Origin of the sequence: Teichococcus vastitatis (genome assembly GCF_003604215.1) — a bacterium.
Lineage (GTDB): Bacteria > Pseudomonadota > Alphaproteobacteria > Acetobacterales > Acetobacteraceae > Pseudoroseomonas > Pseudoroseomonas vastitatis.
The window spans coordinates 56,124-79,197 of sequence record NZ_QXGS01000004.1 but is presented as its reverse complement, the minus strand read 5'-3'; the positions used below and the strand labels follow the sequence as shown (position 1 = coordinate 79,197).

General features: G+C 70.9%; 28 protein-coding genes and 1 tRNA gene. 16 read left to right on the top strand and 13 right to left on the bottom strand.

The window, feature by feature from the left end:
• Positions 1-153: 153 nt before the first annotated feature.
• The gene (locus tag D2K64_RS08240; protein ID WP_120007755.1) at positions 154-570 is read left to right on the top strand and encodes a flagellar biosynthesis repressor FlbT; all 417 of its coding nucleotides are present in this window, start codon (positions 154-156) and stop codon (positions 568-570) included.
• Positions 567-899, top strand: coding sequence for a flagellar biosynthesis regulator FlaF (locus tag D2K64_RS08235; protein ID WP_120007754.1), 333 nt, complete (start codon positions 567-569; stop codon positions 897-899). The genes D2K64_RS08240 and D2K64_RS08235 overlap by 4 nt, the downstream gene beginning before the upstream one ends.
• A 32-nt stretch (positions 900-931) precedes the next feature.
• Here D2K64_RS08235 and D2K64_RS08230 read toward each other — a convergent pair whose 3' ends face one another.
• Complete coding sequence (locus D2K64_RS08230; protein WP_120007753.1) at positions 932-1,936, bottom strand: hypothetical protein; 1,005 nt, start codon at positions 1,934-1,936, stop codon at positions 932-934.
• A gap of 24 nt (positions 1,937-1,960) precedes the next feature.
• Positions 1,961-2,509: an adenine phosphoribosyltransferase gene (locus D2K64_RS08225; RefSeq protein WP_120007752.1), complete on the bottom strand. Its 549-nt coding sequence runs from the start codon at positions 2,507-2,509 to the stop codon at positions 1,961-1,963.
• Positions 2,510-2,688: 179 nt separating this feature from the next.
• Here D2K64_RS08225 and D2K64_RS08220 point away from each other — a divergent pair, with 179 nt between their 5' ends.
• Together D2K64_RS08220 and D2K64_RS24305 are read left to right on the top strand one after the other, a co-directional pair.
• Positions 2,689-2,901 (top strand): DUF2842 domain-containing protein, encoded by a 213-nt coding sequence (locus D2K64_RS08220; protein WP_120007751.1) that lies wholly within the window; start codon positions 2,689-2,691, stop codon positions 2,899-2,901.
• A gap of 130 nt (positions 2,902-3,031) precedes the next feature.
• Positions 3,032-3,202, top strand: a complete 171-nt coding sequence (locus D2K64_RS24305; protein ID WP_157985768.1) for a hypothetical protein — start codon at positions 3,032-3,034, stop codon at positions 3,200-3,202.
• A 515-nt stretch (positions 3,203-3,717) separates the two neighbouring features.
• On the opposite strand, the gene D2K64_RS08215 is transcribed toward D2K64_RS24305, so the two are convergent.
• A tRNA-Pro gene (locus D2K64_RS08215) sits at positions 3,718-3,794 on the bottom strand.
• Positions 3,795-3,988: 194 nt separating this feature from the next.
• Here D2K64_RS08215 and D2K64_RS08210 point away from each other — a divergent pair.
• Complete coding sequence (locus D2K64_RS08210) at positions 3,989-4,444, top strand: c-type cytochrome (protein ID WP_157985767.1); 456 nt, start codon at positions 3,989-3,991, stop codon at positions 4,442-4,444.
• Between the two features lie 17 nt (positions 4,445-4,461).
• Here the strand turns inward: D2K64_RS08210 and D2K64_RS08205 are convergent, their stop codons facing one another.
• The gene (locus D2K64_RS08205) at positions 4,462-5,133 is read right to left on the bottom strand and encodes a cytochrome b/b6 domain-containing protein (RefSeq protein ID WP_120007749.1); all 672 of its coding nucleotides are present in this window, start codon (positions 5,131-5,133) and stop codon (positions 4,462-4,464) included.
• 127 nt (positions 5,134-5,260) lie between these two features.
• Between D2K64_RS08205 and D2K64_RS08200 the strand changes: the two genes are divergently transcribed.
• The 8 genes from D2K64_RS08200 to D2K64_RS08165 all read left to right on the top strand — a co-directional run bounded on the left by D2K64_RS08200 (position 5,261) and on the right by D2K64_RS08165 (position 10,936).
• Positions 5,261-6,199 carry a LysM peptidoglycan-binding domain-containing protein gene (locus tag D2K64_RS08200; protein WP_120007748.1) on the top strand — a complete coding sequence of 313 codons (939 nt, stop codon included), beginning with the start codon at positions 5,261-5,263 and terminating at the stop codon, positions 6,197-6,199.
• A 54-nt stretch (positions 6,200-6,253) separates the two neighbouring features.
• A complete protein-coding gene (locus D2K64_RS08195) occupies positions 6,254-6,997 on the top strand; it encodes a phosphatidylserine decarboxylase (protein ID WP_274379294.1) in 744 nt (247 codons plus the stop codon).
• Positions 6,997-7,878 (top strand): CDP-alcohol phosphatidyltransferase family protein, encoded by an 882-nt coding sequence (locus D2K64_RS08190; RefSeq protein ID WP_120007746.1) that lies wholly within the window; start codon positions 6,997-6,999, stop codon positions 7,876-7,878. Before D2K64_RS08195 ends, D2K64_RS08190 begins: the two co-directional genes overlap by 1 nt.
• A gap of 209 nt (positions 7,879-8,087) precedes the next feature.
• A complete protein-coding gene (locus D2K64_RS08185; protein ID WP_157985766.1) occupies positions 8,088-8,810 on the top strand; it encodes a S1 family peptidase in 723 nt (240 codons plus the stop codon).
• A gap of 132 nt (positions 8,811-8,942) precedes the next feature.
• Entirely contained in the window at positions 8,943-9,380 is a 438-nt protein-coding gene (locus D2K64_RS08180) for a CBS domain-containing protein (RefSeq protein WP_120007744.1), read from the top strand.
• A gap of 67 nt (positions 9,381-9,447) precedes the next feature.
• On the top strand, positions 9,448-9,921 hold the full coding sequence (locus D2K64_RS25055; RefSeq protein WP_202910585.1) for a hypothetical protein: 474 nt from the start codon (positions 9,448-9,450) through the stop codon (positions 9,919-9,921).
• Positions 9,922-9,992: 71 nt separating this feature from the next.
• Positions 9,993-10,385, top strand: coding sequence for a metallopeptidase family protein (locus tag D2K64_RS08170; protein ID WP_120007743.1), 393 nt, complete (start codon positions 9,993-9,995; stop codon positions 10,383-10,385).
• 38 nt (positions 10,386-10,423) lie between these two features.
• Complete coding sequence (locus tag D2K64_RS08165; RefSeq protein WP_238384083.1) at positions 10,424-10,936, top strand: nucleotidyltransferase family protein; 513 nt, start codon at positions 10,424-10,426, stop codon at positions 10,934-10,936.
• Here D2K64_RS08165 and D2K64_RS08160 read toward each other — a convergent pair.
• The 5 genes from D2K64_RS08160 to D2K64_RS08140 form a co-directional block, all read right to left on the bottom strand.
• On the bottom strand, positions 10,926-11,531 hold the full coding sequence (locus D2K64_RS08160) for a uracil-DNA glycosylase family protein (protein WP_120007741.1): 606 nt from the start codon (positions 11,529-11,531) through the stop codon (positions 10,926-10,928). The two genes, D2K64_RS08165 and D2K64_RS08160, sit on opposite strands and share 11 nt — an antisense overlap.
• The gene (locus tag D2K64_RS08155) at positions 11,528-12,244 is read right to left on the bottom strand and encodes an NAD-dependent deacylase (RefSeq protein ID WP_120007740.1); all 717 of its coding nucleotides are present in this window, start codon (positions 12,242-12,244) and stop codon (positions 11,528-11,530) included. The genes D2K64_RS08160 and D2K64_RS08155 overlap by 4 nt, the downstream gene beginning before the upstream one ends.
• Positions 12,241-12,726, bottom strand: coding sequence for a copper chaperone PCu(A)C (locus tag D2K64_RS08150; RefSeq protein WP_202910583.1), 486 nt, complete (start codon positions 12,724-12,726; stop codon positions 12,241-12,243). The genes D2K64_RS08155 and D2K64_RS08150 overlap by 4 nt, the downstream gene beginning before the upstream one ends.
• Positions 12,727-12,829: 103 nt before the next feature.
• Positions 12,830-13,408 (bottom strand): RNA 2',3'-cyclic phosphodiesterase, encoded by a 579-nt coding sequence (thpR, locus tag D2K64_RS08145; protein ID WP_120007739.1) that lies wholly within the window; start codon positions 13,406-13,408, stop codon positions 12,830-12,832.
• A 7-nt stretch (positions 13,409-13,415) separates the two neighbouring features.
• On the bottom strand, positions 13,416-14,012 hold the full coding sequence (locus tag D2K64_RS08140; protein ID WP_306418939.1) for an arylesterase: 597 nt from the start codon (positions 14,010-14,012) through the stop codon (positions 13,416-13,418).
• 67 nt (positions 14,013-14,079) lie between these two features.
• Between D2K64_RS08140 and D2K64_RS08135 the strand changes: the two genes are divergently transcribed.
• The 3 genes from D2K64_RS08135 (at position 14,080) to D2K64_RS08125 (ending at position 18,355) form a co-directional block, all read left to right on the top strand.
• The gene (locus D2K64_RS08135) at positions 14,080-14,823 is read left to right on the top strand and encodes an ABC transporter ATP-binding protein (RefSeq protein ID WP_120007738.1); all 744 of its coding nucleotides are present in this window, start codon (positions 14,080-14,082) and stop codon (positions 14,821-14,823) included.
• Positions 14,820-17,381, top strand: coding sequence for an ABC transporter permease (locus D2K64_RS08130; RefSeq protein WP_120007737.1), 2,562 nt, complete (start codon positions 14,820-14,822; stop codon positions 17,379-17,381). Before D2K64_RS08135 ends, D2K64_RS08130 begins: the two co-directional genes overlap by 4 nt.
• A gap of 188 nt (positions 17,382-17,569) precedes the next feature.
• Positions 17,570-18,355 carry a Bax inhibitor-1/YccA family protein gene (locus tag D2K64_RS08125; protein WP_120007736.1) on the top strand — a complete coding sequence of 262 codons (786 nt, stop codon included), beginning with the start codon at positions 17,570-17,572 and terminating at the stop codon, positions 18,353-18,355.
• 110 nt (positions 18,356-18,465) lie between these two features.
• Here the strand turns inward: D2K64_RS08125 and D2K64_RS08120 are convergent, their stop codons facing one another.
• The 4 genes from D2K64_RS08120 to D2K64_RS08105 all read right to left on the bottom strand — a co-directional run bounded on the left by D2K64_RS08120 (position 18,466) and on the right by D2K64_RS08105 (position 22,981).
• Entirely contained in the window at positions 18,466-19,119 is a 654-nt protein-coding gene (locus D2K64_RS08120) for a CarD family transcriptional regulator (RefSeq protein WP_238384082.1), read from the bottom strand.
• 212 nt (positions 19,120-19,331) lie between these two features.
• Entirely contained in the window at positions 19,332-19,664 is a 333-nt protein-coding gene (fdxA, locus tag D2K64_RS08115) for a ferredoxin FdxA (RefSeq protein ID WP_120007735.1), read from the bottom strand.
• Between the two features lie 92 nt (positions 19,665-19,756).
• Positions 19,757-20,083, bottom strand: coding sequence for an RNA-binding S4 domain-containing protein (locus D2K64_RS08110; protein WP_120007734.1), 327 nt, complete (start codon positions 20,081-20,083; stop codon positions 19,757-19,759).
• A gap of 18 nt (positions 20,084-20,101) precedes the next feature.
• Positions 20,102-22,981: a helicase-related protein gene (locus D2K64_RS08105; protein ID WP_238384081.1), complete on the bottom strand. Its 2,880-nt coding sequence runs from the start codon at positions 22,979-22,981 to the stop codon at positions 20,102-20,104.
• Between the last annotated feature and the right edge of the window lie 93 nt (positions 22,982-23,074).

The window sequence follows — 23,074 nt, the reverse complement described above, 5'->3', positions numbered from 1 at the left end:
CTGCCGCCGCATCGCCCAGGAGCCTGTCAGGACATGACGTAACCGGCCAAGACCTGCCCCGCGGCGCCGGCGCCCCCGTTTCGCCGCCTTGCCACCCCATCCCCGCCACAGCTGACCGGCAGAATGGCCGTCGCGTTCCGAGAGCGCCCGACCATGTCCACGCTCGTGCTTGAACTCCGCCAGGGCGACCTGCTGGTCGTCAATGGCGCCCCGCTGCGCTTCCGCAACCGTGCCCGGGTTGAGCTGACCAGCCGCGCCCGCTTCCTGTTTGGCAAGCAGATCATGGAGGCGGCTGCCGCCAACACCCCGGCGCGCCGGTTCTATTTCGCGTTGCAGACCGCCTATGTCGGCCGTGACGAGGAGCGTGAGCACGCCCTGGAGATCGCCCGCGACATCGCCCTGGCCGCCCGGGATGCGGCCGCCTCGCCACAGGTCCAGGAGCTGCTGGATTCGGCCATCATCGCGGCCGAGCGCGACGAATGCTACCAGGCGCTGAAGCTGGCACGCCGGCTGATGCAGCATGAGGACGCGCCGCCGGGTGCCGCTTCGGCGGCGGAGCCCGGCCGATGAGCCTTTCATCACCTGCTCGCGCCGAGTCTCGCTCAGGCCTGCGCGGAGCCGAGGCCGCGGCATTCCGCCAAGCCGTGGCCTTGCTGGAGGAAGCGCGCCGCGGCGGCCACGCGGCACGGGCCGCTGCCATCCTGACCACCGGGCTGTTGTGGGATGCGGTGCTGCTGGCCAGCGCGGATCCGGCTTCCGCACTGCCGCCACCGCTGCGCCGCGAACTCGCGAGCCTGGCGCGGAACGTGCTGAAGGAAGTCAACGGCCCCGCGCCGGATCTTGACTTCCTGATCACCGTGAACGGCCAGGTTCTTTCCGGGCTGGCCGTCTGGCACTGAGCCGGGGTTCACGAGGAGGGGTCAACCAGCGGTCAGGCCGGACGCCAGGACAGTCGCCGCAGCAGCCATTCCCGGTAGGCGAGCATGGCCGGCGGCGCGGGAAACAGCGGCGCCACCGTGGCCCGCGCTTCCGCGCCCACCAGGGTCGCGACCGCATCGGAGGGCTGCCGCGCTTCCTCCTCCTGCCAGCGGATCGCGGCGCGGCGCCAGGCGGCCACGGTGTCGGCCGGCGTCAACTCCGGCAGCATCAGCGCGGCGCGGAGCCGCAGCGCTGCGAAGCCGGCTTGCATCGCCTCCAGCCGGGGTGCGGCGCCGGGCACGGCGGCGGTGGAGGGCAGTTGCGGCAGGTCGCGGCGGCCGGGCGTTTCCAGTTCGATCCAGGGGACGAGCCCCAGCGCCGCCGCGGCCGGCAAAGGTGCCGGCGCGCCGATCACCACCGCATCGGCCAGACCCCTCGCCACCAGATCCTCGGGCGGCTGCGCCGCGGCGGCGAAGACCGGCTGCGCCTCGATCCCCATCAGGTCCAGCGCCAACAGTGCCGCGGTTTCCGGGGCTTCCGGGGCCGGAAGCGCGAGGCGCAGCGTTTCCCCCCGGCTGCGCGGCCAAAGGCCGCGCCCGGCCAGCACCGCACCCTGCCAGGACACGCAGATCGGCAGCCAGCCTTCGGGCGCGAACTGGGCGCGGCTTTCACCCACCAGCCGCAGATGCGCGGCCAAGCCGGGCAGCACCAGCAGGGTGCGGCCGTCGCCCGCCTGCAGCGTGGCGAAGCGGTTGGCGGCGGTGACACCGTCCGGCCCGCCCAGAACCGTGGCACGCAGGGCCACCGCCTGGGGCAGGGCGCGTACCAGCCCGGCGGCGGCCGCCTCGGCCCAGCGCGCGGCGCCGGAGCCTGCCGGGCCCGGCATCAGCAAGGTTGCGCTGTCCGGCAGAACCGCCTGCGGCGCCGCGGCCGGGGGCAGCTGTGCCGAGGCGGCGCGGCCACCGAGAAGCCCGGTGGCCGCGAGCCGCAGCAGGCTGCGCCGCGGGGGCTTCAGCACCGCGATCCCGGCAAAGCGTGGCGCTTAGCTGTCATAGGCGACCAGGGTTTCCACCGGCACGTCGAGCCGCCGCCGACCGTCGAGAAAGGTCAGCTCCACCATCGCCGCCGCCGCCGGCACCGCGGCGCCCGCCTTGCGCAGCAAGGCAATGGAGGCGGCCATGGTGCCGCCGGTGGCCAGCAGATCGTCCAGCACCACCACCCTGTCACCGGGGGTCACCGCATCGGCCTGGATCTCCAGCCGGTCGGAGCCGTATTCCAGCTCGTAATCATAGCCGATGGTGGCACCGGGCAGCTTGCGCGGCTTGCGCAGCATCACGAAGCCCAGGCCGAGCTCCAGCGCCAGCGGTGCCGCGAGCAGGAAGCCGCGGCTCTCGATGCCGGCCAGCAGGGTCGGGTTGTATGGGCGCACCTTCTCGGCCAGCCGTGCCATTGCCGCCTTCCAGGCCGGGCCGTTCCGCAGCAGCGTCGAGATGTCGTAGAACAGGATGCCCGGTTTGGGAAAATCCGGGATGCCGCGGATATGCTCCTTCAGGTCGACATCGGCGGCGGGGAACAGGCCTTGCTCGGGCATCGGGCTCTTTCGCATCGGATCGGGCGGGCAGAAGGCCCTGGTCGGGCCGGCGGCGCGGAGACTAGGCGCCTGCGTCGGCCGCTGCAAACCGTCGCCGCGCCACCGGCCGGGCTTGGCGGATCGCGGCGCAGGTGCCATCACGGGGTGGGCCTTCGGGCCGGCCACGGGGGAAGCCTGTTTTGCGTATCCTGCTCGCCTGCCTGATCGGCCTGACCGGCCTGTTTCTGTACCTGCTCCTGGTGCTCTGGGCCGGCGACCACGTGCAGCGTTGGCATTGGGCGGTGCAGGTGCCGTTCTACTTGCTGGCCGGCTTCGTCTGGGTGTTCCCGATCCGCCGGCTGATCTTCTGGGCGGCGCGGGTGTCGCCGCCTCCGCGTGCCCCAAGGGCCTGAGCGGGGACGGATCGCCAGACGGTGCGGCTGAGGAGACCAGCGCCGCCGTCTCGAACAGCTTGGTGCCGCCGAAGTCATCGCCTTTCAAGAAGCTGGTGTTGTCCTCGCCGACGCTGAGAGTGACGCCAGCATGCAGTTCGCGCACCGCGCCGAAGTGGCCGTTTCAGTCGTGAACCTGGCGCGGCCGCCCGGCTTCCAGACAGGTCGAGGCACCGGCTTTCGAAGCGCAGATTCCGTGACCATTCCGAGAAACTTCATCCTGTCCAGCGCGGAGCTGCCTTTCGCCACCGGCTCCGGATAAATGGAGTCGAAGCTCCCGGGCGACGCGCCATTGCCGGATCGCTGTCGTAGATGACGCCGAGGTCCAGCGCGGCTCCTGCCACCGGTGCGGCGGGAGCAGGCGAGAGGGATGCCGAGGGTGCCGGGTTCGAAGCCACCAGGCCGTCCGAGGCCAGGGTCGGCGTCATCGCCCCGGTCACGCCGGTACTGCCCAGGCGTCTGCGCCGCGACCAGGCCGGGGGCCATTCGCCGGCCAGCGTCACAGCCGGGGCCGGCGTTCCACCCAGTGTCCGGATGCCCGTCATCGCATCGGATCCCCCACACCACGGCCTGGGCCGTCGGGATCATTGCCCGTCCGCAAGGCATGCTGGCGGAGACGCTGCCCTTGCCTGCGGGATACTCTGCCATGCCGGACGCTTCGCCGGCGCTTACAGCCATCTGGAACAGGAACGGCAAGGGAGTTCGCCGAAAGCAGAAAACCCGCCCGTCCTGCCTCCGGGGAGACATGACGGGCGGGCTTTCTCCCGGCCGGATCATTGGTCGGAGCGAGAGGATTCGAACCTCCGGCCCCTGCGTCCCGAACACAGTGCTCTACCAGGCTGAGCTACGCTCCGTCATATCCGGCCGGGCGTCGCATCGGGTGCGGCGCGGCGTATAGCCGCCCCGGCGAGGCTCGGCAAGGGGTGTCGCGCGGCAGGTGGTGCTTGCTTTGGCGGCGCAATTCGCGCTTCCACTCTGCACAATGCTGCAGAGAGCGGCCAGAATGCTCCGGGGCCAACCTCCCGGACCATCGCAAGGGAATTCGAGCATGCCATTGTCGCGTCTTTCGTTGTGCCTGGCGGCCGGCCTGACTTTCACCGCCCTGCTGCCGAGCCTCGGCACCCCCGCGCTGGCGCAGGCCGATGTCATCGCCGAGCGGCGGGCCGGGCTGAAGCGCATGGGGGAGCACAGCCGCGCGATCAAGGAGATACTCGACAACAAGGGTGATCTCGCCGGCGTCGCAGCCTCGGCGCGCGACATGGAAGGCTTCTTCCGGACCCTGCCGGCACGCTTTCCGCCCGGCAGCGACAAGGGCGATACCAAGGCGCTGCCGGCGGTGTGGTCGGAGCGCGCCACCTTCGAGGCCAACGCCGCGCGGACCAGCGAACTGGCCGCACGGCTGGCCAGCACGGCCGCGACCGGCGATGGCGATGCCTCTGCCGCGGCGTTCCGCGAGCTGGGCCAGAGCTGCGGCACCTGCCACCGCAGCTACCGCGCCCGCTGAATGGTGTTCTTTCCGCCTCAGCCGAGGCGGGAAATCCCCCAGACCGCCGCGCCCGCCGCCAGCAGCAGCAGCACCGCCAGCAAGGGCGAGCCGAGCCGCGGCGCGCGGACGGGCAGGCTGGCAGGCAGGCGCTTCACGCCGGTGACCATGGGCCGCACCAGATCCTGCCCGCGCCCCAGCGCATAGATCAGCACCGCCAGGATATGCAGCGCCGCCAGCACCAGGATCAGGTTGAAGTTGCGCAGGTGGATCCAGGTCGCCCAGTCGCTGGTGTTGCCGGACACGTAGCCGGCCAGCGGCCCGCGGGTGAAGATCAGGTCGTCGGCGAACAGGCCGCTCACGGCCTGGGTCAGCAGCACCAGCAGCAGCACCAGCACCATCCAGCCGCCGGCGGCGTTGTGGCCGATCTCGGTATCGGGCGCGCGGTGGAACAGGTGCCGCAGATGGCCGAAGGCCGCCATCGGCGATCGCAGGAAGGCGCGGAAGCGCGCGGTATCGGAGCCGACGAAGCCCCAGGCCAGGCGGAACAGCAGCAGCGCCAGCACGCAATGGCCCAGCGTCATGTGCAGGTCCAAGCGCCCGGTCTTGCCGCTCCACCACAACCCGCCGAGCAGGCCCACCAGCCCCCAGTGAACCATGCGGATCCAGGGATCCCAGACCTTGATGCGGATGGTGGCGGGGTTCGGCATGGCATTCCTCGCTGTTGCGGCGCCCGCCGATGAGACGTCGGCGCAGGGGTGTGCCGCAAGTCCCCGGCGGCGGAGGCTTGCCGGGCCAGGGCCGGCGGGTCTACTGAACAATTCCATGATGGCAACGATGCGGTTCTGGATGGCAGGAGGGGTACTGCTGGCCGGGCTCGGGGGCCTCGGCGGCTGGCTCGTCGCGCCCGGGTTCGCGCCGCTTCCAGCGCCGGAACCGGCAGTGCCCGCCGCGGTCACGGCGCCATCCTTCGACGTCACCCGCGTCGGGCAGCATGGCGATGCCGTGGCCGCCGGCCGCGCCGCGCCGGGCGATGAGGTGACGCTGCGCGCCGGTGACCGCGAGCTGGGACGCACCCGGGCCGATGCGCGCGGCGAATGGGTGATCCTGCCCAGCGATCCGCTGCCACCCGGCAGCCACGCCCTGTCGCTTTCGGCACGCTCGGCCGCCGGAACGCCGCAGCCGGGCGGGGACGCGGTGGTGGTGGTGGTGCCGGAGCGACCCGCCACGGCCTCGGAGGCCGCCCATGCCGAGCCGTCCCCGCCGGTGGCGCTGCTGCTGCCGGGGCAGGGGACGCCGGCACGGCTGATGCAGGGCGGCGAGGCCGGCCGCCAGGCGCGGCTCGGCCTCGACGTGGTGGACTATGACGAGGAGGGTGCGCTGCGCTTCGCCGGCACGGCGCCGCCGGGCAGCACCGTGCGGCTCTACATCGATCAGCAGCACGCGGGCGATGCGCGGGCCGACGCCGACGGGCGCTGGGATCTGCAGCCGGCGCACGGGCCCTCGCCGGGCCAGCACAGCCTGCGGCTGGACCAGCTGGCGGCCGGGGGCGGCGTGGCGGCTCGACGCGAGCTGCCCTTCCACCGCGAGGCGCAAGCCGGGCCGGCCAAGTCAGGCGAAGTGCTGGTGCAGCCGGGCAACAGCCTGTGGCGCATCGCCCGCTCCACTTATGGCCGCGGTACGCGATACACGGTGATCTACCGGGCCAATCGCGGCCAGATCCGCGATCCGGGCCGAATCTATCCCGGCCAGATCCTGGCGCTGCCGCCCGGGTGAGGCCGCCGCGCCGCCGGGGAAGGCACCAACCCGGCCCGGGTTGTTTGCGCAGGCGTGACGGACCATAACCAGCGGATCATGGCGCTCATCCAAAGCCTCAGGCTGGTTCTTGCCCCGCCGCATCCAGCCGGCAAACCTTTCATCATGGGCGGCGCGGCCGTGGCCGTGATCGGTGGACTCATCTTCGGCTCCTGGCTGTTCTGGCTCGGCGCCGCCTTCACGGCCTTCTGCCTGTACTTCTTCCGGGATCCGGAACGGGTCACGCCGACGCGGCCCGTGATCGTCGCGCCCGCCGACGGTCGCGTGGTCAGCGTGGCTCCCGCGGTGCCGCCCTCCGAACTCGGCCTCGGTGCCGAGCCGCGCTGGCGCGTCGCCATCTTCCTGTCCGTCGCCGACGTGCATGTGAACCGCGCCCCGGCCGACGGCACCATCACCCGCATCGCCTATCGTCCCGGCAAGTTCATCAATGCCAGCCTCGACAAGGCCAGCGAGGACAATGAGCGCAACGCGCTGGCGATGAAGCTGACCAATGGGCAGGACATCGCGGTGGTGCAGATCGCCGGGCTGATCGCGCGCCGCATCCTGTGCGACGTGCGGGAGGGCGACAACATCGGCGCGGGCGAGCGCTTCGGCATCATCCGCTTCGGGAGCCGCACCGATCTATACCTGCCGCGCGGCGTGCAGCCGCTGGTGGCCGAACATCAGCTGATGATCGGCGGCGAAACCGTGATCGCCGATCTGCCGCCAGCTTCGGTGGTTCACGCAACCCCTGGCGCCGAGATGGGTTCCGCCCTCTGATGAACATTTCCTCCCGTCCGCCCGGAGCCGGGGGCCGCTTCAGGCTGGCCGCCCGGCAGCGTCCCAGGTTCCAGGGCCAGTCGTTCAACCGGCTGATCCCCAACATCCTGACGCTGCTCGGGCTGTGCGCCGGATTGATGGCGATGCGCTTCGCGCTGGACGGTCGATGGGAGCCGGCGGCCGGGCTGATCATCCTGGCCGGTGCGATCGACGGCCTAGATGGCCGCCTTGCGCGGCTGCTGAAGGCGACCAGCCGGTTCGGCGCCGAGTTCGACAGCCTGGCCGACTTCCTGTCCTTCGGCGTAGCACCGGCGATGATCCTGTATCTCTGGACCATGCATGATTATCGCGGCCTGGGCTTCGTACCTTGCGTGATGTTCGCGGTTTGCATGGCACTTCGGCTGGCCCGCTTCAACGCGTCCATCGATGCCGGTCCGGTGCCGCTGCCGGGCCCGCCGCCGAAGGCGGCCTTTGCGCAGAGCTTCTTCACCGGCGTGCCGGCACCGGCCGGCGCGGTCCTCGGCATGTTCCCGATCTTCGCATCCCTGGCCTTCCAGGGCTGGGGCTGGAACGGCATGGCCGACGCGGTGCGCCATCCGGCCTTTGTCGGGCTGCTGCTGATCGCCGCGGCACTGGCCCTGGTGAGCACCCTGCCGACCTGGAGCTTCAAGAACTTCAAGGTCCGGCGGGAATATGTCCTCCCGCTGCTGCTCTCGATCGGTGCTTACGCCGCGCTGCTGGTCAGTGAACCCTGGGCTGCCCTGGCCGCGGCCGGTCTGATCTATTGCGCCATGCTGCCCTTCTCGTTCCGATCCTATCTCCGGCTGAAGCGGGAAGCCGAGGAGATGATTCAACCGATCGGACCGACAGCGGACAGCTGATCCGCCGCAATGACCGATATCATGCGGCGCCGCCGCGCCCAGGTTCGGCGGCGGCACGTGCTTCAGGGCTTGTTCACTCTTCACCAGCATTCTGCGCTTGTCGCCAGGATGGCCCGCGGGAATTGATGTTTTCGAACGGTTTACGAAAACATCTTCACCCATGAGTTGATATTTCCTAAACAGGGTGAGCGGGCATGGCGGATCAGGGCATGAATCGGCGGAGCTTTCTGCGACGTGGTGCGGCGGGTGTGGTGACGGGCACGATGCTGGTCCCGGCCTTGTTGTCCGGCTGCGCCGCTCCGGCCGCCCAGGCGGCTCTGGGTACTCCCGCCGAACGGATCACCGCCACCGGCTTCGCCGTTCTGCACAGCGGCGGCCAGTCGCGTGGCGCCGTGGTCGGCTTCCGCCCGGGCCTGGTGCTGACCTGCGCACATCTGTTGCAGGATGGCGAGGTGGCCCCGTCGCTGCGCCGGGCCGATGGCGGCGAAACCACCGCCCGGCTGGTGGCCCGCAGCGCGCGCATGGACCTCGCCGTGTTGAGCGTGCCGGCGGGATTCCTGGCGCCGGCCACTACCGCTTCCGCGCCGCCGCGGCCGGGGGACACGGTCTGGGCTGCCGGCGCCCCTGGCCTCGGCCCCTCCGTGGCGCAGGGCCATGTGGAAGCGCCGGATGCCGAGATGCCCGGCTTCGGCCGTGGTTTCACGGCTCGGATGCCAGCGCTGATGGGATATTCCGGCGGGCCGGTGGTGGATGAGGCCGGGCGTCTGCTCGGGCTCACCGCCGCCCTGCCGGAGCCCGGCGCGGCCGGTGCCATCGCCTTCCTGACCGGCGCGGACCTGGATGGGCTGAGCGGCCGGCCGCGCCGCGTCTTCGTTCTCGCCATCCGCCGGGTCGAGATAGAGGCCGGGCGCCTGCTGACCCTAGCCGGCTGAGGCCACGGCCGGAAAATCCCTGGACTTCGCGGCCGCCGCGGACGCATCGTTTGGTGGTCAAAACATGACGGGCGGGACAGAACGAGCCGCAGGGCACGGCCGTCGCAGGATCCGTCGGCAAGGGAGAACCTCATGACCATCGAGCGCATTCTGCGCGACAAGGGAAGCCACGTGGTTTCCGTCGGTCCTGACGACAATGCCATGACGATCGTCCGCACCCTGGCGGAGCACCGCATCGGCGCCGTTCTGGTGCGCGACGGGGCGGGGGCGGTGCTGGGCATCGTGTCGGAGCGTGACCTGGTACGCGCCATGGCCACGCATGGCGGCGGCGCGGCCGACCTTCTCGCCAGCCAGCTGATGACCCGCGTGCTGCACACCGTGACGCCGCACACCACCGTGGTGGAGGCGCTCGCGATGGTGACCGGACGCCGCGTGCGCCATCTGCCGGTGCTGGCGGCGGATGGCTCTCTGGCCGGCATGGTGTCAATCGGCGATCTGGTGAAGGCCCGCATCGCGGAGGCGGAGCAGGAAGCCAGCGACCTGCGCGTCTACGTCGCCACGGCCGGCTGAAATAAGCGGCAGCACAACCCTTGCCGCGATCGTGCGTTCTCCTGCTACCGTTGAAGGGAGAAACATCATGAAGCTCCGCATAATGGGTGCCGCCGCCCTGGCTCTGGCCCTCGCTGCCTGCGGCACGAATGAACGGGACCGGGTGCAGGGTGGCGCGGCCGCCGGCGCCGCCACGGGCGCCGGCGTTGGCGCGCTGGGTGGGCCGGTCGGCGCGGCCGTGGGGGCCGTGGTCGGGGGCGGCGCCGGCGCCGTGACCGGCTACACCACCTCGCCCAGCGACGTGAATCTTGGCCGGCCGATCTGGAACAACCCGGAGGTCCGCACGCCGGTCAACAATGATCGCCGCTCATCCGGCGGCGGACGCAGCGGCCGCGCTTCGCGCGCCAGCGACGACGGAGCCTATATGGGCGGCGGCATGGTGGTGGAGCAGGGCGGCACACCATCCAACCCGGGCACGGCCCCGGCGGCTCCTGCCGGAACAACCGGCGCGCCGACACCCGCGCCCGGTGCCAGGCCGACCCCGACCAATCCGGCGCCCTGATCACGAGGCGGGGCCGCTCCGGCGGCTCCGCCCGCATCGCGCGCCCGGCGGAGCGCTGCTAAAAGAGCCGCATGCAGTTCAATCACCCGCCCTCGCTCGAAGACATCCAGTCTATGGCCGAGACCGCCTTCTCGGCCCTGCCGGAAGCGCTGCGCGACGCGGTGCGCGGTGCCGCGATCCTGGTCGAGGACCTGCCCGACGAGGAAACCCTGGAAGCGATGGAATTGCAGCATCCCTGGGAACTGACCGGGCTGTATCGCGGTGTGCCGCTGACCGACAAGACGCACTTCTCTGTGCCCGCCGAACCCGACACCATCCTGCTCTACCGCGAACCGATCCTGGTCGAATGGATCGAAACCGGCGAGGACCTGTTCCGGCTGGTGCGCAACGTGCTGATCCACGAGATCGGCCATCATTTCGGCTTCTCCGACGAGGAGATCGGCCGCCTGGAAAACGACGGCTGATCCCCGCCCAGTTCCTGGCCCTGGCGCGGCAGGACCCGGTGAACACCGTCCTGCTGGCGCGGCTTCCGGCGCTCGGGCTGCGGCAGGCCTTCCTGACTGCCGGCTGCCTGTTCCAGGCGGCCTGGAACCACCGCGCGGGGCATCCGCCCGGCTGGGGCATCCAGGATTATGACGTGTTCTATTTCGACAGCCACGACCTGTCCTGGGATGCCGAAGACCGCGCGATCCGCCGTGCCGCCGAACTGTTTCGCGACCTGCCGGTGAAGGTCGAACTGCGCAACCAAGCCCGCGTGCACCTCTGGTACGAGGCACATTTCGGCGTCGCCAGTCCGGTGCTGCGCTCCAGCCGGCAGGGCATCGACCGTTATCCGGTGGCCTGCACCTGCGTCGGCATCGAGGCGGCGACCGGCGCGCTCTACGCGCCCAACGGGCTGGAGGATCTGTGGCAGGGTGTGTTGCGACCCAATCCCCGCAACCCGCATCGGGGCATGTTCCGCGCCAAGGCCGAGCGCTACCGGCGCCGCTGGCCTTTCCTGCGCGTCACCGGCTGACCGGGGGCTCCGCGGCCAGCGCCGCCGCCACGGCGCGGCGCAGCGCCGGCAGCACCTCCGTCTCAAACCAGGGCCGCTTCGCCGCCCAGACCTTGGTGCGCCAGGAGGGATGCGGCAGCGGAAACAACCCTTGCCGCAGCGGTTGCGCGAAATCCTGTACCGTGCGCTCCAGGCTTGCGGCGGCGCGCGGGCCGAGCCGCCCGGCGATGGCGTGCCGGCCGACCAGCAGGGTCAGTTTCAGGGCTGTCATCGGGGCCAGCAAGCGTGGATGCCAGAGCAGCGCGCATTCCGGCCGTGGCGGTGCGTCGCCGCCGCGCGCCAAGCGGCCCGGATAGCACAGGCCGGTGGGCAGGATGGCGATCCGCGCCGCGTCGTGGAAGCGTGTCTTGTCCAGCCCGAGCCAGTCGCGCAGCCGGTCGCCCGACGCATCCTCCCACGGGATGCCGCTTTCATGGGCCCGGGTGCCCGGCGCTTGGCTCAGGATCAGCAGGCGCGCGGTGCGGCTGATCCGGAAGATCGGCTTCGGTCCCAGCGGCAGGTGCGCGGCGCACAGGGTGCAGGCGCGGGCCGCCGCCGCGATGTTCTCCAGGTTCAACGCAGCGCGGCCAGCAAGTTCTCGACGAAGCGCGGCACCACCTCGGTGGCCGGGCCGTGATGCGCCTCGTCGAACAGGCGGCTGCCGGCCGAGGGTTCCAGGTTCAGCTCCACCGTGCGCGCCTCGCCCTGCACCGCGGCGACGAAGCCCGCCGCGGGGTAGACCAGGCCGGAAGTGCCGACCGACAGGAACAGCCCACATTCGGCCAGCGCCGTCTCGATCCGGTCCATGCCCATCGGCATCTCGCCGAACCAGACGATGTCGGGCCGCATGCCGCCGGCCGTGCCGCAGGCGGGGCAGGGCGTGGCGGTGGACAGATCCATGTCCCAGTCGTGTACGGCGCCGCAGCGAAGGCAGCGCGCCTTCCGGAGCGTCCCGTGCATGTGCAGCAGCGCGTCGCTGCCGGGCATCAGCCGGTCGTGCAGGTCGTCCACATTCTGCGTGACCAGCAGCGCGGGCGCCGGCCAGGTGGCGATCAGCCGGGCGAGCGCCAGGTGCGCCGCGTTGGGCCGGATCGCCGGATCGAGCAACTGGGCGCGGCGGGCGTTGTAGAAGCGGTGAACCGTATCCGGATCGCGGGCAAAGGCTTCCGGCGTCGCCACATCCTCGACCCGGTGGCCTTCCCACAGCCCATCCGGGCCGCGAAAGGTGGCCAGCCCGGATTCCGCCGAAACCCCGGCGCCGGTCAGGACGATCAGCGGCGCCGCGCTCAATGGTTGTGCCCGCCTGCGCCGGGCGCAGGGGCGCCCGCGGCCGCCACCGCCAGCTCCACGGTGATGCTGCCGGCGCGCTCGAAGGTGAGCGTCACCGGCACGCGCTCGCCCCTGGCCATGGCGCGCTTCAGCCCGATCAGCATCAGGTGGTAGCCACCCGGGGACAAGGCGACCTCCTCGCCGGGCGACAGCGGGATGCCGCCTTCCACGGCACGCATGCGCATCATCTCGCCATCCCGCACATGGCTGTGAATCTCCGTGCTGGTGGCGATCTCGGCGCTGGCGGACAGCAACCGGTCCGGCACGCCGCCGGTGTTGCGCAGCGTCATGAAGCCGGCACCGGTGATCCGCGCGGGGGCGGCGCGGCTCCAGGGGTGGCCGATGGCGATGTCACCCTGCCGGTAGTCATGCGCCTGGGCATGCGCGGCGGTGGCGAGGCCGAGCAAGGCAAGGGCGACGGGCAGGTGGCGGCGGTGCAGCATGGGCGGAACAATTCTCCTGGCGGCCGGCGGTGCAGGGCCATGGGCCGCTTCCGCCGTCGCCATAAGCCGGATCGCGGCGCTGGGAAAGCCGCCGCGGCGCCGGTCACACACCCGCTTCGTGCGGCAGGGGGCCGCCCGGCGCGGCCTGTTCCAGCGGGTAGTTCACCTCCGCCTCGTAATGCGCCTGCTCCTTGCCGAGGAGCGACGAATACAGCGAGAAATGCTCGATCGTGATCGGCGGCGGGCGGAACAGGTTGTGCGCCTGCACGAAGCCGATCAGCTTGTCAGGCGCCGCCTTCTCGGTGCGCGCGAGGGTGATGTGCGGGGCGAAGCGGCGCCGCTCCGGCGGCAGGCCGGCGCGCTGCAGCGCCTGTTCCACCTTGGATTGCAGGTGCAGCAGGCGCTCGCTGCGTTTCACCGTCACATGCAGCGAGGTGAGGCGGCCCGCCTTCTCGAACAGTCCGAGGCCGCCCGGCTGCATGGCGAAGGGACGGGCGCGAATATTGGCCAGCGCCTCGTCCACCTCGTCCGCCTGCCAGCCATCGACCTCACCGATGAACCGCAGGGTCAGGTGGTAATTCTCCGGCGGCACCCAGCGGGCGCCCGGGATGCCCCCGGCCAGATCGGCCAACTGCTCGCGCAGTTCCTCGGGGATGGGCAGGGCAACGAACAGGCGTGGCATGGTGGGCTCAACCTCCCTGCACCTTGGACAGCAGCTCCTGCACGGCGGGAAGCATACGCCGTGCCACTTCCTCAACACCGCGCGGATTGGGGTGGATGCGGTCCGGCTGGTTCAGCGCCTCCTCGCCAGCGACGCCCTCCAGCAGGAAGGGATAGAACACCGCTTCCGGATGCTCCCGGTGCAGGCGCTCGAAGGTGTCGCGGAACTCGCGGCCATAATCGGCGCCGAGATTGGGCGGCGCCAGCATGCCGGCCAGCAGCACCGGCAGGTTGCGCTGCTTCAGCCGGGTCAGAATGTCATGGAGGTTGTTGTAGCTGTCGGAAGGCGGCGTGCCGCGCAGCCCGTCATTGCCGCCGAGCGCCACGATCACCGCCTGCGGCTTGTCGGCCAGGGCCCAGTCGAGGCGCGACCTGCCGCCGGCGGTGGTGTCGCCGGAGACGCCGGCGGCGATGATGCGGAGGTTGGCGCCGGCCGCGCGCGCCTGCGCTTCGAGCCGCGCCGGCAGCGATTCGGCCTGCGCCAGCCCGTAGCCGGCGGTGATCGAATCGCCCAGCATCAGCACCCGCACGGGCTCCGCGGTCTGTGCCGCGAGCGAAAGCTTCACCGAAAGAAATAATCCGAAACCAAGCGAGGCCCTTCGCAGCGCGGCACGGCGGCCATATCTGCGAACTATGCTGGACGCACCCAATGCCATCCGATCCCCCGCTGCTGCCGCCCCGAAGGGGGCGGATCGCGACGCGAACCTCATCGAGGCCCGCGGTCTCAGTTTCAAGGTGGCGGCGGCCGGGGGGGAGGTCAACATCCTCCGCGGCGTTGATCTGGCGGTGCAACAAGGTGAGGCGGTGGGGCTGGTGGGCCCGTCCGGCTCCGGCAAGACCAGCCTGCTGATGCTGCTGGCCGGGCTGGAGCGCCCCACCGGCGGCAGCCTGCGCGTCGCCGGCGCCGACATGACCCGGCTCGACGAGGATGCGCTGGCCCGCTTCCGCCGTGACCAGCTCGGCATCGTGTTCCAGTCCTTTCACCTGGTGCCCACCATGACGGCGCTGGAGAACGTCGCCGTGCCGCTGGAATTCGCCGGCCGCCGCGATGCCTTCGAGCGCGCCCGCCTGTCCCTGGAGCGGGTCGGCCTCGGCCACCGCCTGGACCATTACCCCGGCCAGCTTTCGGGCGGCGAGCAGCAGCGCACGGCGCTGGCCCGCGCGGTGGTCGCCGAGCCCCGCCTGCTGCTGGCCGACGAGCCCACCGGCAACCTCGATGGCGCCACCGGGCAGAAGGTGATGGACCTGCTGTTCGGCCTGCGGGAGCAGCTCGGCATGACCCTGCTGCTGATCACCCATGATCCGGCGGTGGCGGGGCGGTGCGGCCGGCGTATCCACATGGCCGATGGCGTGCTGACGGAAGACGGCCGCGCATGAGCGGCGTGGCATCGGCCGCGCCTCCGGCCGGACGGGAGGGCGGCTGGGGGCAGACGGTGGCGCTCGGCCTGCGCTTCGCCCGGCGCGAGCTGCGCGGCGGCATCAAGGGTCTGCGCATCGTGCTGGCCTGTCTGGCGCTGGGCGTCGCCGCCATCGCCGCCGTCGGCACGCTGCGCGCCGCCACCGAAGCCGGACTCTCCGCCGACGGTGCCCGCATCCTGGGCGGCGACCTTTCCGTTCGTGTGTCTTACCGCCCGATGCCGCAGACGGCGCGCGACTGGATCACCGGCCACGGCGCCCGCCTGTCCGAGGTGGTGGAGATGCGCGCCATGGCGGTCGCTGCGTCCGGCGACCGCACGCTGGTCGAGCTGAAGGCGGTGGACAATGCCTATCCGCTCTATGGCGAGCTGCTGCTGGACCCGCCGGGCGAGCTGATGCCGGGCACGGCGGCGCTCGACCCGCTGGTGGCCGACCGGCTGGGCCTGAAGCCGGGCGACACACTGCGCCTGGGCGAGGAACAGTTCCGCGTCACCGGCACCGTGTCGGGCGAGCCGGACAAGGTGGCCAGCCCCGCCATTCTCGGCCCGCGCGCGATGATCAACCTGGACGACCTCCAGGCGACGCAGCTGGTGCAGCCCGGCAGCCTGGTGCAGTACGAGTACCGCATCGCCCTGCCGGAGGGCGTGTCTCCCGCCGTCTTCGCGCGGGAGTTCCGCGCCGCCCATGATGATGGCGGCTGGCGCATCCGCGACGCGGCCGAGGCCTCGCCGGGGGTGAACCGCTTTCTCGACCGCGCGGCGTCCTTTCTGACGCTGGCCGGGCTGACGGCGCTGCTGGTGGGCGGCATCGGCGTCGCCACCGGGGTGCGGGCCTGGCTGGACCAGCGGGCGCGCACCATCGCCACACTGCGCTGCCTCGGCGCCCCGGCCCGGCTGATCTTCGTCACCTACCTGATGCAGGTGATGGCCTTGTCCGGCCTCGGCATCCTGATCGGGCTGGTGGCGGGGCAGGGGCTGACCATGCTGGCGGCGCAGGCCTTGTCGGGCGTGCTGCCGGTGCCGCCGCGCCTCGGCTTCTACCCGATGCCGCTGTTGCAGGCCGCGCTGTACGGCGTGTTGACCGCGTTGGCCTTCGCCCTGTGGCCGCTCGGCCGCGCGCGCGAGATCCCCGGCGCCGCGCTGTTCCGCGACATGGTGCAGCCCCGCGGGGCCGGAGGCGCCGGCCGGCCGCGCCTGTCGCTGCTGCTGGTCAACGCGCTGGCGGTGCTGGCCCTGGTGGCGCTGGTGGTCGGCTCCGCCGAGCAGCCGGGCTTCGCGCTGGGCTTCTGCGCCGCCGCCGGCGGCACGCTGTTGTTGTTCCGCCTGGGCGCCGCCGCCCTGTCCGCCGCGGCGCGACGGCTGCGTGGGGTGCGCCGCCCTGCGTTGCGCCTGGGCCTGGCCAACCTGCACCGCCCCGGGGCACCCACGGCGCTGATGCTGGTCAGCCTGGGCATCGGACTGACCACCCTTTCCGCCGTGGCCATGATCGAAGGCAATCTTCGCCGGCAGATCCAGGGCCAGCTGCCCGACGCCGCGCCGAATTTCTACTTCATCGACATCCAGAACGACCAGGCGGCCCGCTTCGACCAACTGGCCCGGGCCCAGCCCGGCGTTACCGAGGTGAGGCGGGTTCCCTCGCTGCGCGCCCGCATCGTGTCCATCAAGGGCGTGCCGGTGGAACAGGTGCAGGCGACCGAGGATACGCGGTGGGCGCTGCGGGGCGACCGCGGCCTGACCTATGCGGCCACGCCGCCGGAGGACACGCGGCTCGTCAGCGGTCAGTGGTGGGCCGCGGATTACAACGGCCCGCCGCTGTTGTCGCTGGATGCGCGGCTGGCCGAGGGTTGGGGCGTCGGGCTCGGCGACGACGTTGTGGTGGACGTGCTGGGCCGTGAGGTGCCCTTGCGCATCGCCAGTACGCGCCAGATCGAGTGGCAAGGGCTCGGGCTGAACTTCACCCTGATCGCCTCGCCTGGCTTGCTGGCTTCCGCGCCGCACACCCACATCGCGACGCTGCGCGGCGATGCGGCGCGCGACGCACAGGTGCTGCGCACCATCACCGATGCCTTTCCCAACGTGTCCGGCATCCGGGTGCGGGACGCGCTGGAAGCGGTGGCCGGCCTGCTGGAGCGGCTGGGCCTGGCCATCTCGGCCGTCGCGGGCGTGACGCTGGCGGCCGGCGCGCTGGTGCTGGCCGGCGCCATGGCGGCCGGGCAGCGCCGGCGGGTCCGCGATGCGGTGGTGTTGAAGGTGGTCGGGGCCACGCGGGCGCAGATCCGCAGCGCCTGGATGGTGGAGTTCGGCCTGCTGGGCGTCACGGCCGGCGTGCTCGCCGCCCTGTGCGGCACGGCGGCAAGCTGGGCGGTGGCGCGCTTCGTGATGCGCAGCGACTGGGTGTTCCTGCCCGGCACCCTGGCGCTGACAGTGGCGGGCTGCACGGTGCTGACCCTGGGGCTGGGCTATGCCGGCACGGCGCTGGCCCTGCGCAGCCGTCCGGCGCCATTGCTGCGCAACGAATGAACCGCAGCGCCATTTGAAATGGAGGCCGAGGCCCGGGCTGAGGCACGTCCGGGCCAGAAAAAGTGAGGCGGCAACGGGAAAATCGGGCAAGCTTGGACGTCAGCGGAATTCCCGTTGAATCAGATTACGGATAGTCCATATTAACCATGACCCGCGGATCGTCCGCGAGGGTAGGAGTGTTTGATCTCATGGCCTCTGGTCCCGACTATCGTTACACGACGGGTGCGACAGGCTGGGGCCGCACGGCAACCGCCGATGCGGCCGCCGTCGATGCCGGGCTGCGGTCCTACATGCTCCGCGTTTACAACTGGATGGCGTCGGGTCTGCTGCTGACCGCGATTGTCGCCTACGTAATCGCGAACACCGGGGCCGCGGAGCTGTTCTTCACGCGCGTCATGACGCCGCGTGGCGCCGCGACGCAGCCCACCATTCTCGGCTTCATCGCCATGCTCGCCCCGCTTGGCTTCGTGCTGGCGCTCTCCTTCGGCATCAACCGAATGAGCAAGGGCGCGGTGCAGGGCCTGTTCTGGCTGTTCTGCGCCGCGATGGGCGCCTCCATGGCGAACATCTTCGCCGTGTATGTGGGTACCTCGGTCGCGACCACCTTCGTGATCACCGCCGCCATGTTCGCCGCCGTGAGCCTGTATGGCTACACCACCAAGGCGGACCTGACGAAGCTCGGCACCTTCATGATGATGGGCCTGATCGGCATCATCATCGCCGGCGTGGTGAACATGTTCGTGGGCTCGTCCGCGTTGCAGTTCGCCATCAGCGTGATCGGCGTGGTGGTGTTTGTCGGCCTCACCGCCTACGACACCCAGCGCATCAAGTCCGACTACATCGAGTATGCCTATGCCGAGGGCACTGACCTGGCGGCGAAGCGCAGCGTGTTCGACGCGCTCGGCCTGTACCTGAACTTCATCAACCTGTTCCAGCTGCTGCTGCAGTTCATGGGCGTGCGCCAGCAGGACTGATCCTGCCCGGCCGGTGAAGCAAAAGAGCCCCGGAGGCGCGAGCCTCCGGGGCTTTTTCGTGTTCGCGCCGGCCAGGGGTGAGGAGGCCGCCCCGAACGCGACGGGCCGCCTCAGCTCTTGAGATGCTCCAGCAGCTTGTTCATGGCGGCGTTCTTGTCGGATCCATCGAGCGCCGCGACCTCGGCTGCCAGGCGATCCATGGCCAGCTCGTAGATCTGGCGCTCGGAAAAGGACTGGTCCGGCTGGCCGGCATTGCGGTGCAGGTCGCGCACCACCTCGGCGATCTGCACGGGGTCGCCGCTGTTGATCTTCTGCTCGTATTCCTGCGCGCGGCGCGACCACATGGTCCGCTTGATGCGGGCACGGCCCTTGAGCGTGTCCATTGCCTCGCCCATCATGTCGTGGTTGGCCAGCTTGCGCAGGCCCGAGGAGGCCGCCTTGTTCAGCGGCACCCGCAAGGTCATGCGGTTCTCCTCGAAGGTGACGATGATCACCTTCAGCTCGGTGCCGGCCACCGCCATGGATTCGATGCCCTGCACCTGGCCGACGCCATGGGTCGGGTAGACCACGTGGTCACCGGCCTTGAACTCGTTGCCCTGGTTGCCCAGCGGCTTCGGCGGCGGCATCGGCCGGGACGGCCCCGGGGTCACGCCCTCGGTGGGAGAGGGCGCCTGGGTTTCCGCCATGCCGCGGCGTGCGGGCGGGCGGGAGGTGGCCGTATCCGGCTCGGGGGGGGGAGACTTCGCGCCGGCGGGTGGCTTCATCCGCTCTCTACTCCTGGCAACCGGTGTCACGGACGCGGCGCCATCAGGCCGGCAGCCCCTCATGGGCCGCTCTGGCCAGATGCCCGCGCAAGTGAATCAAGGAGGTGGTGTGGATCCTGCAAGTCCACAACCTCGCCCGGCCGTCGCATAGCACGAAGCGCGCCAAGCGTCACCTTAGCGCCGGTGCCTCACACCGGCCGCCCGATGAGGCCTCAGGGCTTGCCCGGGTTGGCGCTCAGCAGGTCGCGCTTGTTCGGCTTGCCGTTCCATTCCTCCGCATCGGCCGGTGCCTCGCCTTTGCGGGTGATGTTGGGCCATTGCTGCGAGTATTCGCGATTGATCTCGGCCCAGTCGGCGGCGCGATCGTCGCTGTCGGGCAGGATCGCCTCAGCCGGGCATTCCGGCTCGCACACGCCGCAATCGATGCACTCGTCGGGGTGGATGACCAGGAAGTTCTCGCCAACATAGAAGCAATCGACCGGACAGACTTCGACGCAATCCATGTACTTGCAGCGGATGCAGTTCTCGGTGACGACGTAGGTCACGGCCGGGTTCCTCAGTCAGATCCAGTGTGCAGCGTGGCGCACAGATGGACCGGGCGAGGGCAGGACGCAACCGCCATTCTCGCGCTGCAGCGTCACGCCGGCGGCGAGGCAGGCAGGGTATCGGGAGCGGGGGCGTCCAGGTCGTCATACAGGCCGCGGGCCTCGGGCGCAGGGCCACGCCGCGCGGCCAGCGCCCGGATGCGCCAGATCCGCACCACGCCGTGTTCCGGCCCGCCGAGCGCCAGGGTCAGCACGTCGCCCACCCGCAGCCGCGCACCAGGCTTGTCCACCGGCTGGCGGTTCAGGCGCAGCCTGCCCTTCTGCACCAGCCGGGCGCAATCCGCACGGGTCTTGGCGACGCGCGCGCACCACAGCCACTTGTCCAGCCGCTGCCAGTCCCGGTCCTCGGCCTCAGCCATGGCGGCGGTCGGCGCGCATCACCCCTTGTCGAGCTTCAGCCGTGCCAGCACCGCGAACGGGCTGTCGGGGTCCGGCCCCTTGTCCTTCGGGCCGGCGAAGCTGTAGGAGCGGCCCTCGTTGCGATCGTTGCGATCGTTGCGCGGCGGGCGGTCATCGCGCGGACGACGGTCACGACGCGGACCCTCATCACGGTCGGAGCGGGGGCCGCCCTTCCCGGTGAAGCGCGGCGCGCCATCCTTGCCGGTGAAACGGGCCGGGCGCGGAGCGCGCTCCGGACGCGGCTCGGCGGCATCGCCCGGCGCGGCCACGGCATCGCCCGCGGCTGGCGCGGCCTCGTCACGCGGGCGCTGCGGCCGGTCAGGGCGGGAGCCGCGCTCGGGGCGCGGGCCGCGCTGGTCCCGCTGGCCCTCGGGCCGCCCGCCGGGACGGCGGAAGCGCTGGCCGCGATCCTCGCGCCGGGCTGACACCATGGCGGGTCCGGGCGGGCCGAACACGTCCTCGGCGAGCGGCTCGGCAGGCAGCAGCCGGAAACCCAGCACCTGCAGCACGCCGGGCAGGATGTCCGCCTTGACGCCGAGGCGGCTGGCAACATCCGGCGGCAGCATGGCCGGCGCGCGGCGGGTCAGGTGGCCCAGCTCGCCGGCAACACGCTCCGCCACGTCAAGGCGCAGCAGCACTGGGCCGGCGGGCACCCAGCCCATGGTCTCGGCGAAGCCGTCCGGCCAGCCTTCCGGCGGCGGCACGGACACCAGCCCGCCTCCCGGCACGGCGGGCACGTCGCAATCCGCCTTCAGCGCCCAGAGCTGCGCCCGCAGCGCCATGGGCTTCGGCTTCAGCACCTCGGGCAGGTACAGCGCGAAGCGGCCGGCGCGGATGCCGATCGCCTTCAGCTTCTGCCGCAGCTCGGGATTGACCTCGGCCTCGGTGCCGCCGGGCACCAGACCCAGATATTCACGCAGGCGGAAGGCCGGGCCGCGCAGCGTGTTGTCTTCCGCCGCCTTGGCCTCCACGGCATCCAGCGCCGCGAAGTCCCGCTTCAGCATGGTCTCGATCCAGGTGGCGAGCCTTGCCCGGATGCGCTCCCGTTGCGCGCCATCCAGGAACTCGGTGGCGAGCGGCTCGACCAGCGGCTTGTCCGGCGTGGGGCCGGGGCGCAGCCGTGCGACCTCGTCACCGTTCCAGGTGATGCGGTGGTTGGGCAACAGGGCGAAGGCGTCGTCGGACGCAGTTTCCAGATCAGTCACGCGCTTGGGCATCTCACTTTGCAAAGCACGGCGGGCGGCACGCAGCACGAGCTTGCGCTCATCCTCATTACCCGCAGCGGCATCGGGTTCAAACATGAAACCCGTCACATGGCCAACCCCATGTCCTTCCACCACCACTTTCCCGTCGCGGGTCACGGCGGAAAGCAGCTCCTCGGCACTGTCGTCCAGGCGGCGGATCAGGTGCGCGGCGCGGCGGTCGACGAAGCGGGCGGTAAGCCGCTCATGCAACGCGTCGCTGACCATGTCCTCGGCCTGTCGCGCCTCGTTCTGGTAGCGCTGGGCATCGCGCAGCCAATCGCCGCGCGCGGCGATATAGGTCCAGACGCGGATCGCCGAGAGCCGCGTCATGAGCGTGTCGATGTCGCCCTCGATGCGGGCGCAGAGAGCGATCTGCTGCCCCACCCAGTCGGCCGGCAGGTGCCCTTCCTTGACCAGGTGGCCGAAGATGCGGCCGCAGAGCCGGGTGTGGCTGTCATCGGCCAGCTTGCGGAAATCCGGGATCTGGCAGGTTTCCCACAACAGCCGCACGCGGGCGCGGCCCTGCGCCAGCTTGCGGATCTCCTGTTCCCGCGCGAGGTGCGCCAGGGTGACGTGGTCGGTGGCGTCGTTGCCGCGTGCGAGGCCGGGCACCGGCGGCGGCGCCGACAGGCTGTCCAGCAGCCCGTCTACGCTGGTCATGTCAAGCTGGGCGTTGCGCCAGGCCAGGGTGGTCAGCGTCTCGAACTGGTGTTCCTCGATCTTCTCCACCATCTCGGGCGGCAGGGGCGGGCATTCGGCGGTGGAGCCGAAGGTGCCGTCGCGCATGCCGCGCCCGGCGCGGCCGGCAATCTGCGCGGCTTCCTGGGCGGTCAGCTGGCGGGGGCGGTGGCCGTCGAATTTCTGCAGGGCGGCGAAGGCCACATGGTCCACGTCCATGTTCAGCCCCATGCCGATGGCGTCCGTCGCCACCAGGAAGTCGACTTCCCGATTCTGGTACAGCGCCACCTGGGCATTGCGGGTGCGCGGGGACAGCCGCCCCATCACCACGGCGCAGCCGCCCCGCCGGCGCCGGATGGCCTCGGCGATGGCGTAGACCTCGCCGGCGGAAAAGGCGACCACCGCCGAGCGCGGCGGCAGCCGGGTCAGCTTGGCCGGGCCGGCATAGGACAGCTGAGACAGGCGCGGGCGGGTTTCGATCTCGGCCTGCGGCACCAGCCGCTGCAGCAGCGGGCGGATGGTCTCGGCGCCGAGGAACATGGTCTCGACCAGCCCGCGCGCATGCAGCAGGCGGTCGGTGAAGATGTGTCCGCGATCGGCATCGGCACAGAGCTGGATCTCGTCCACCGCCACGAACTCGACCCTCCGGTCGAGCGGCATGGCCTCCACCGTGCAGGCGAACCACCGCGCCTCGGGCGGGACAATTTTTTCCTCACCGGTGATTAGTGCCACGTAGCGGGCGCCCTTGGCGGCCACCATCCGGTCGTAATTCTCGCGCGCCAGCAGGCGCAGCGGGAAGCCGATGATGCCGGAGGCATGCGCCAGCATCCGGGTGATGGCCAGATGGGTCTTGCCGGTGTTGGTAGGGCCGAGAACGGCCTTGACCCGCGCCGGAAACATGGAATCGGCGGCGGAAGTCGGAGCGTGATCGCGCATCTTCTCCCTTGTGTGGCGTCTCCGGCCGCGGCTTGCAACGGGCGGATGCCATTGCTGGCGGCAGAGCCCGGCCCATTGCATGCTTGTCACCTG

Bases quoted from the DNA above. Each gene is read 5' to 3' on its own strand.
- D2K64_RS08240 (WP_120007755.1), top strand. From the start codon at position 154: ATGTCCACGCTCGTGCTTGAACTCCGCCAGGGCGACCTGCTGGTCGTC.
- D2K64_RS08235 (WP_120007754.1), top strand. From the start codon at position 567: ATGAGCCTTTCATCACCTGCTCGCGCCGAGTCTCGCTCAGGCCTGCGC.
- D2K64_RS08225 (WP_120007752.1), bottom strand. From the start codon at position 2,509: ATGCCCGAGCAAGGCCTGTTCCCCGCCGCCGATGTCGACCTGAAGGAG.
- D2K64_RS24305 (WP_157985768.1), top strand. From the start codon at position 3,032: ATGCAGTTCGCGCACCGCGCCGAAGTGGCCGTTTCAGTCGTGAACCTG.
- D2K64_RS08210 (WP_157985767.1), top strand. From the start codon at position 3,989: ATGCCATTGTCGCGTCTTTCGTTGTGCCTGGCGGCCGGCCTGACTTTC.
- D2K64_RS08205 (WP_120007749.1), bottom strand. From the start codon at position 5,133: ATGCCGAACCCCGCCACCATCCGCATCAAGGTCTGGGATCCCTGGATC.
- D2K64_RS08200 (WP_120007748.1), top strand. From the start codon at position 5,261: ATGCGGTTCTGGATGGCAGGAGGGGTACTGCTGGCCGGGCTCGGGGGC.
- D2K64_RS08190 (WP_120007746.1), top strand. From the start codon at position 6,997: ATGAACATTTCCTCCCGTCCGCCCGGAGCCGGGGGCCGCTTCAGGCTG.
- D2K64_RS08185 (WP_157985766.1), top strand. From the start codon at position 8,088: ATGAATCGGCGGAGCTTTCTGCGACGTGGTGCGGCGGGTGTGGTGACG.
- D2K64_RS08180 (WP_120007744.1), top strand. From the start codon at position 8,943: ATGACCATCGAGCGCATTCTGCGCGACAAGGGAAGCCACGTGGTTTCC.
- D2K64_RS25055 (WP_202910585.1), top strand. From the start codon at position 9,448: ATGAAGCTCCGCATAATGGGTGCCGCCGCCCTGGCTCTGGCCCTCGCT.
- D2K64_RS08170 (WP_120007743.1), top strand. From the start codon at position 9,993: ATGCAGTTCAATCACCCGCCCTCGCTCGAAGACATCCAGTCTATGGCC.
- D2K64_RS08150 (WP_202910583.1), bottom strand. From the start codon at position 12,726: ATGCTGCACCGCCGCCACCTGCCCGTCGCCCTTGCCTTGCTCGGCCTC.
- thpR (WP_120007739.1), bottom strand. From the start codon at position 13,408: ATGCCACGCCTGTTCGTTGCCCTGCCCATCCCCGAGGAACTGCGCGAG.
- D2K64_RS08135 (WP_120007738.1), top strand. From the start codon at position 14,080: ATGCTGGACGCACCCAATGCCATCCGATCCCCCGCTGCTGCCGCCCCG.
- D2K64_RS08130 (WP_120007737.1), top strand. From the start codon at position 14,820: ATGAGCGGCGTGGCATCGGCCGCGCCTCCGGCCGGACGGGAGGGCGGC.
- D2K64_RS08125 (WP_120007736.1), top strand. From the start codon at position 17,570: ATGGCCTCTGGTCCCGACTATCGTTACACGACGGGTGCGACAGGCTGG.
- D2K64_RS08120 (WP_238384082.1), bottom strand. From the start codon at position 19,119: ATGAAGCCACCCGCCGGCGCGAAGTCTCCCCCCCCCGAGCCGGATACG.
- D2K64_RS08110 (WP_120007734.1), bottom strand. From the start codon at position 20,083: ATGGCTGAGGCCGAGGACCGGGACTGGCAGCGGCTGGACAAGTGGCTG.
- D2K64_RS08105 (WP_238384081.1), bottom strand. From the start codon at position 22,981: ATGCGCGATCACGCTCCGACTTCCGCCGCCGATTCCATGTTTCCGGCG.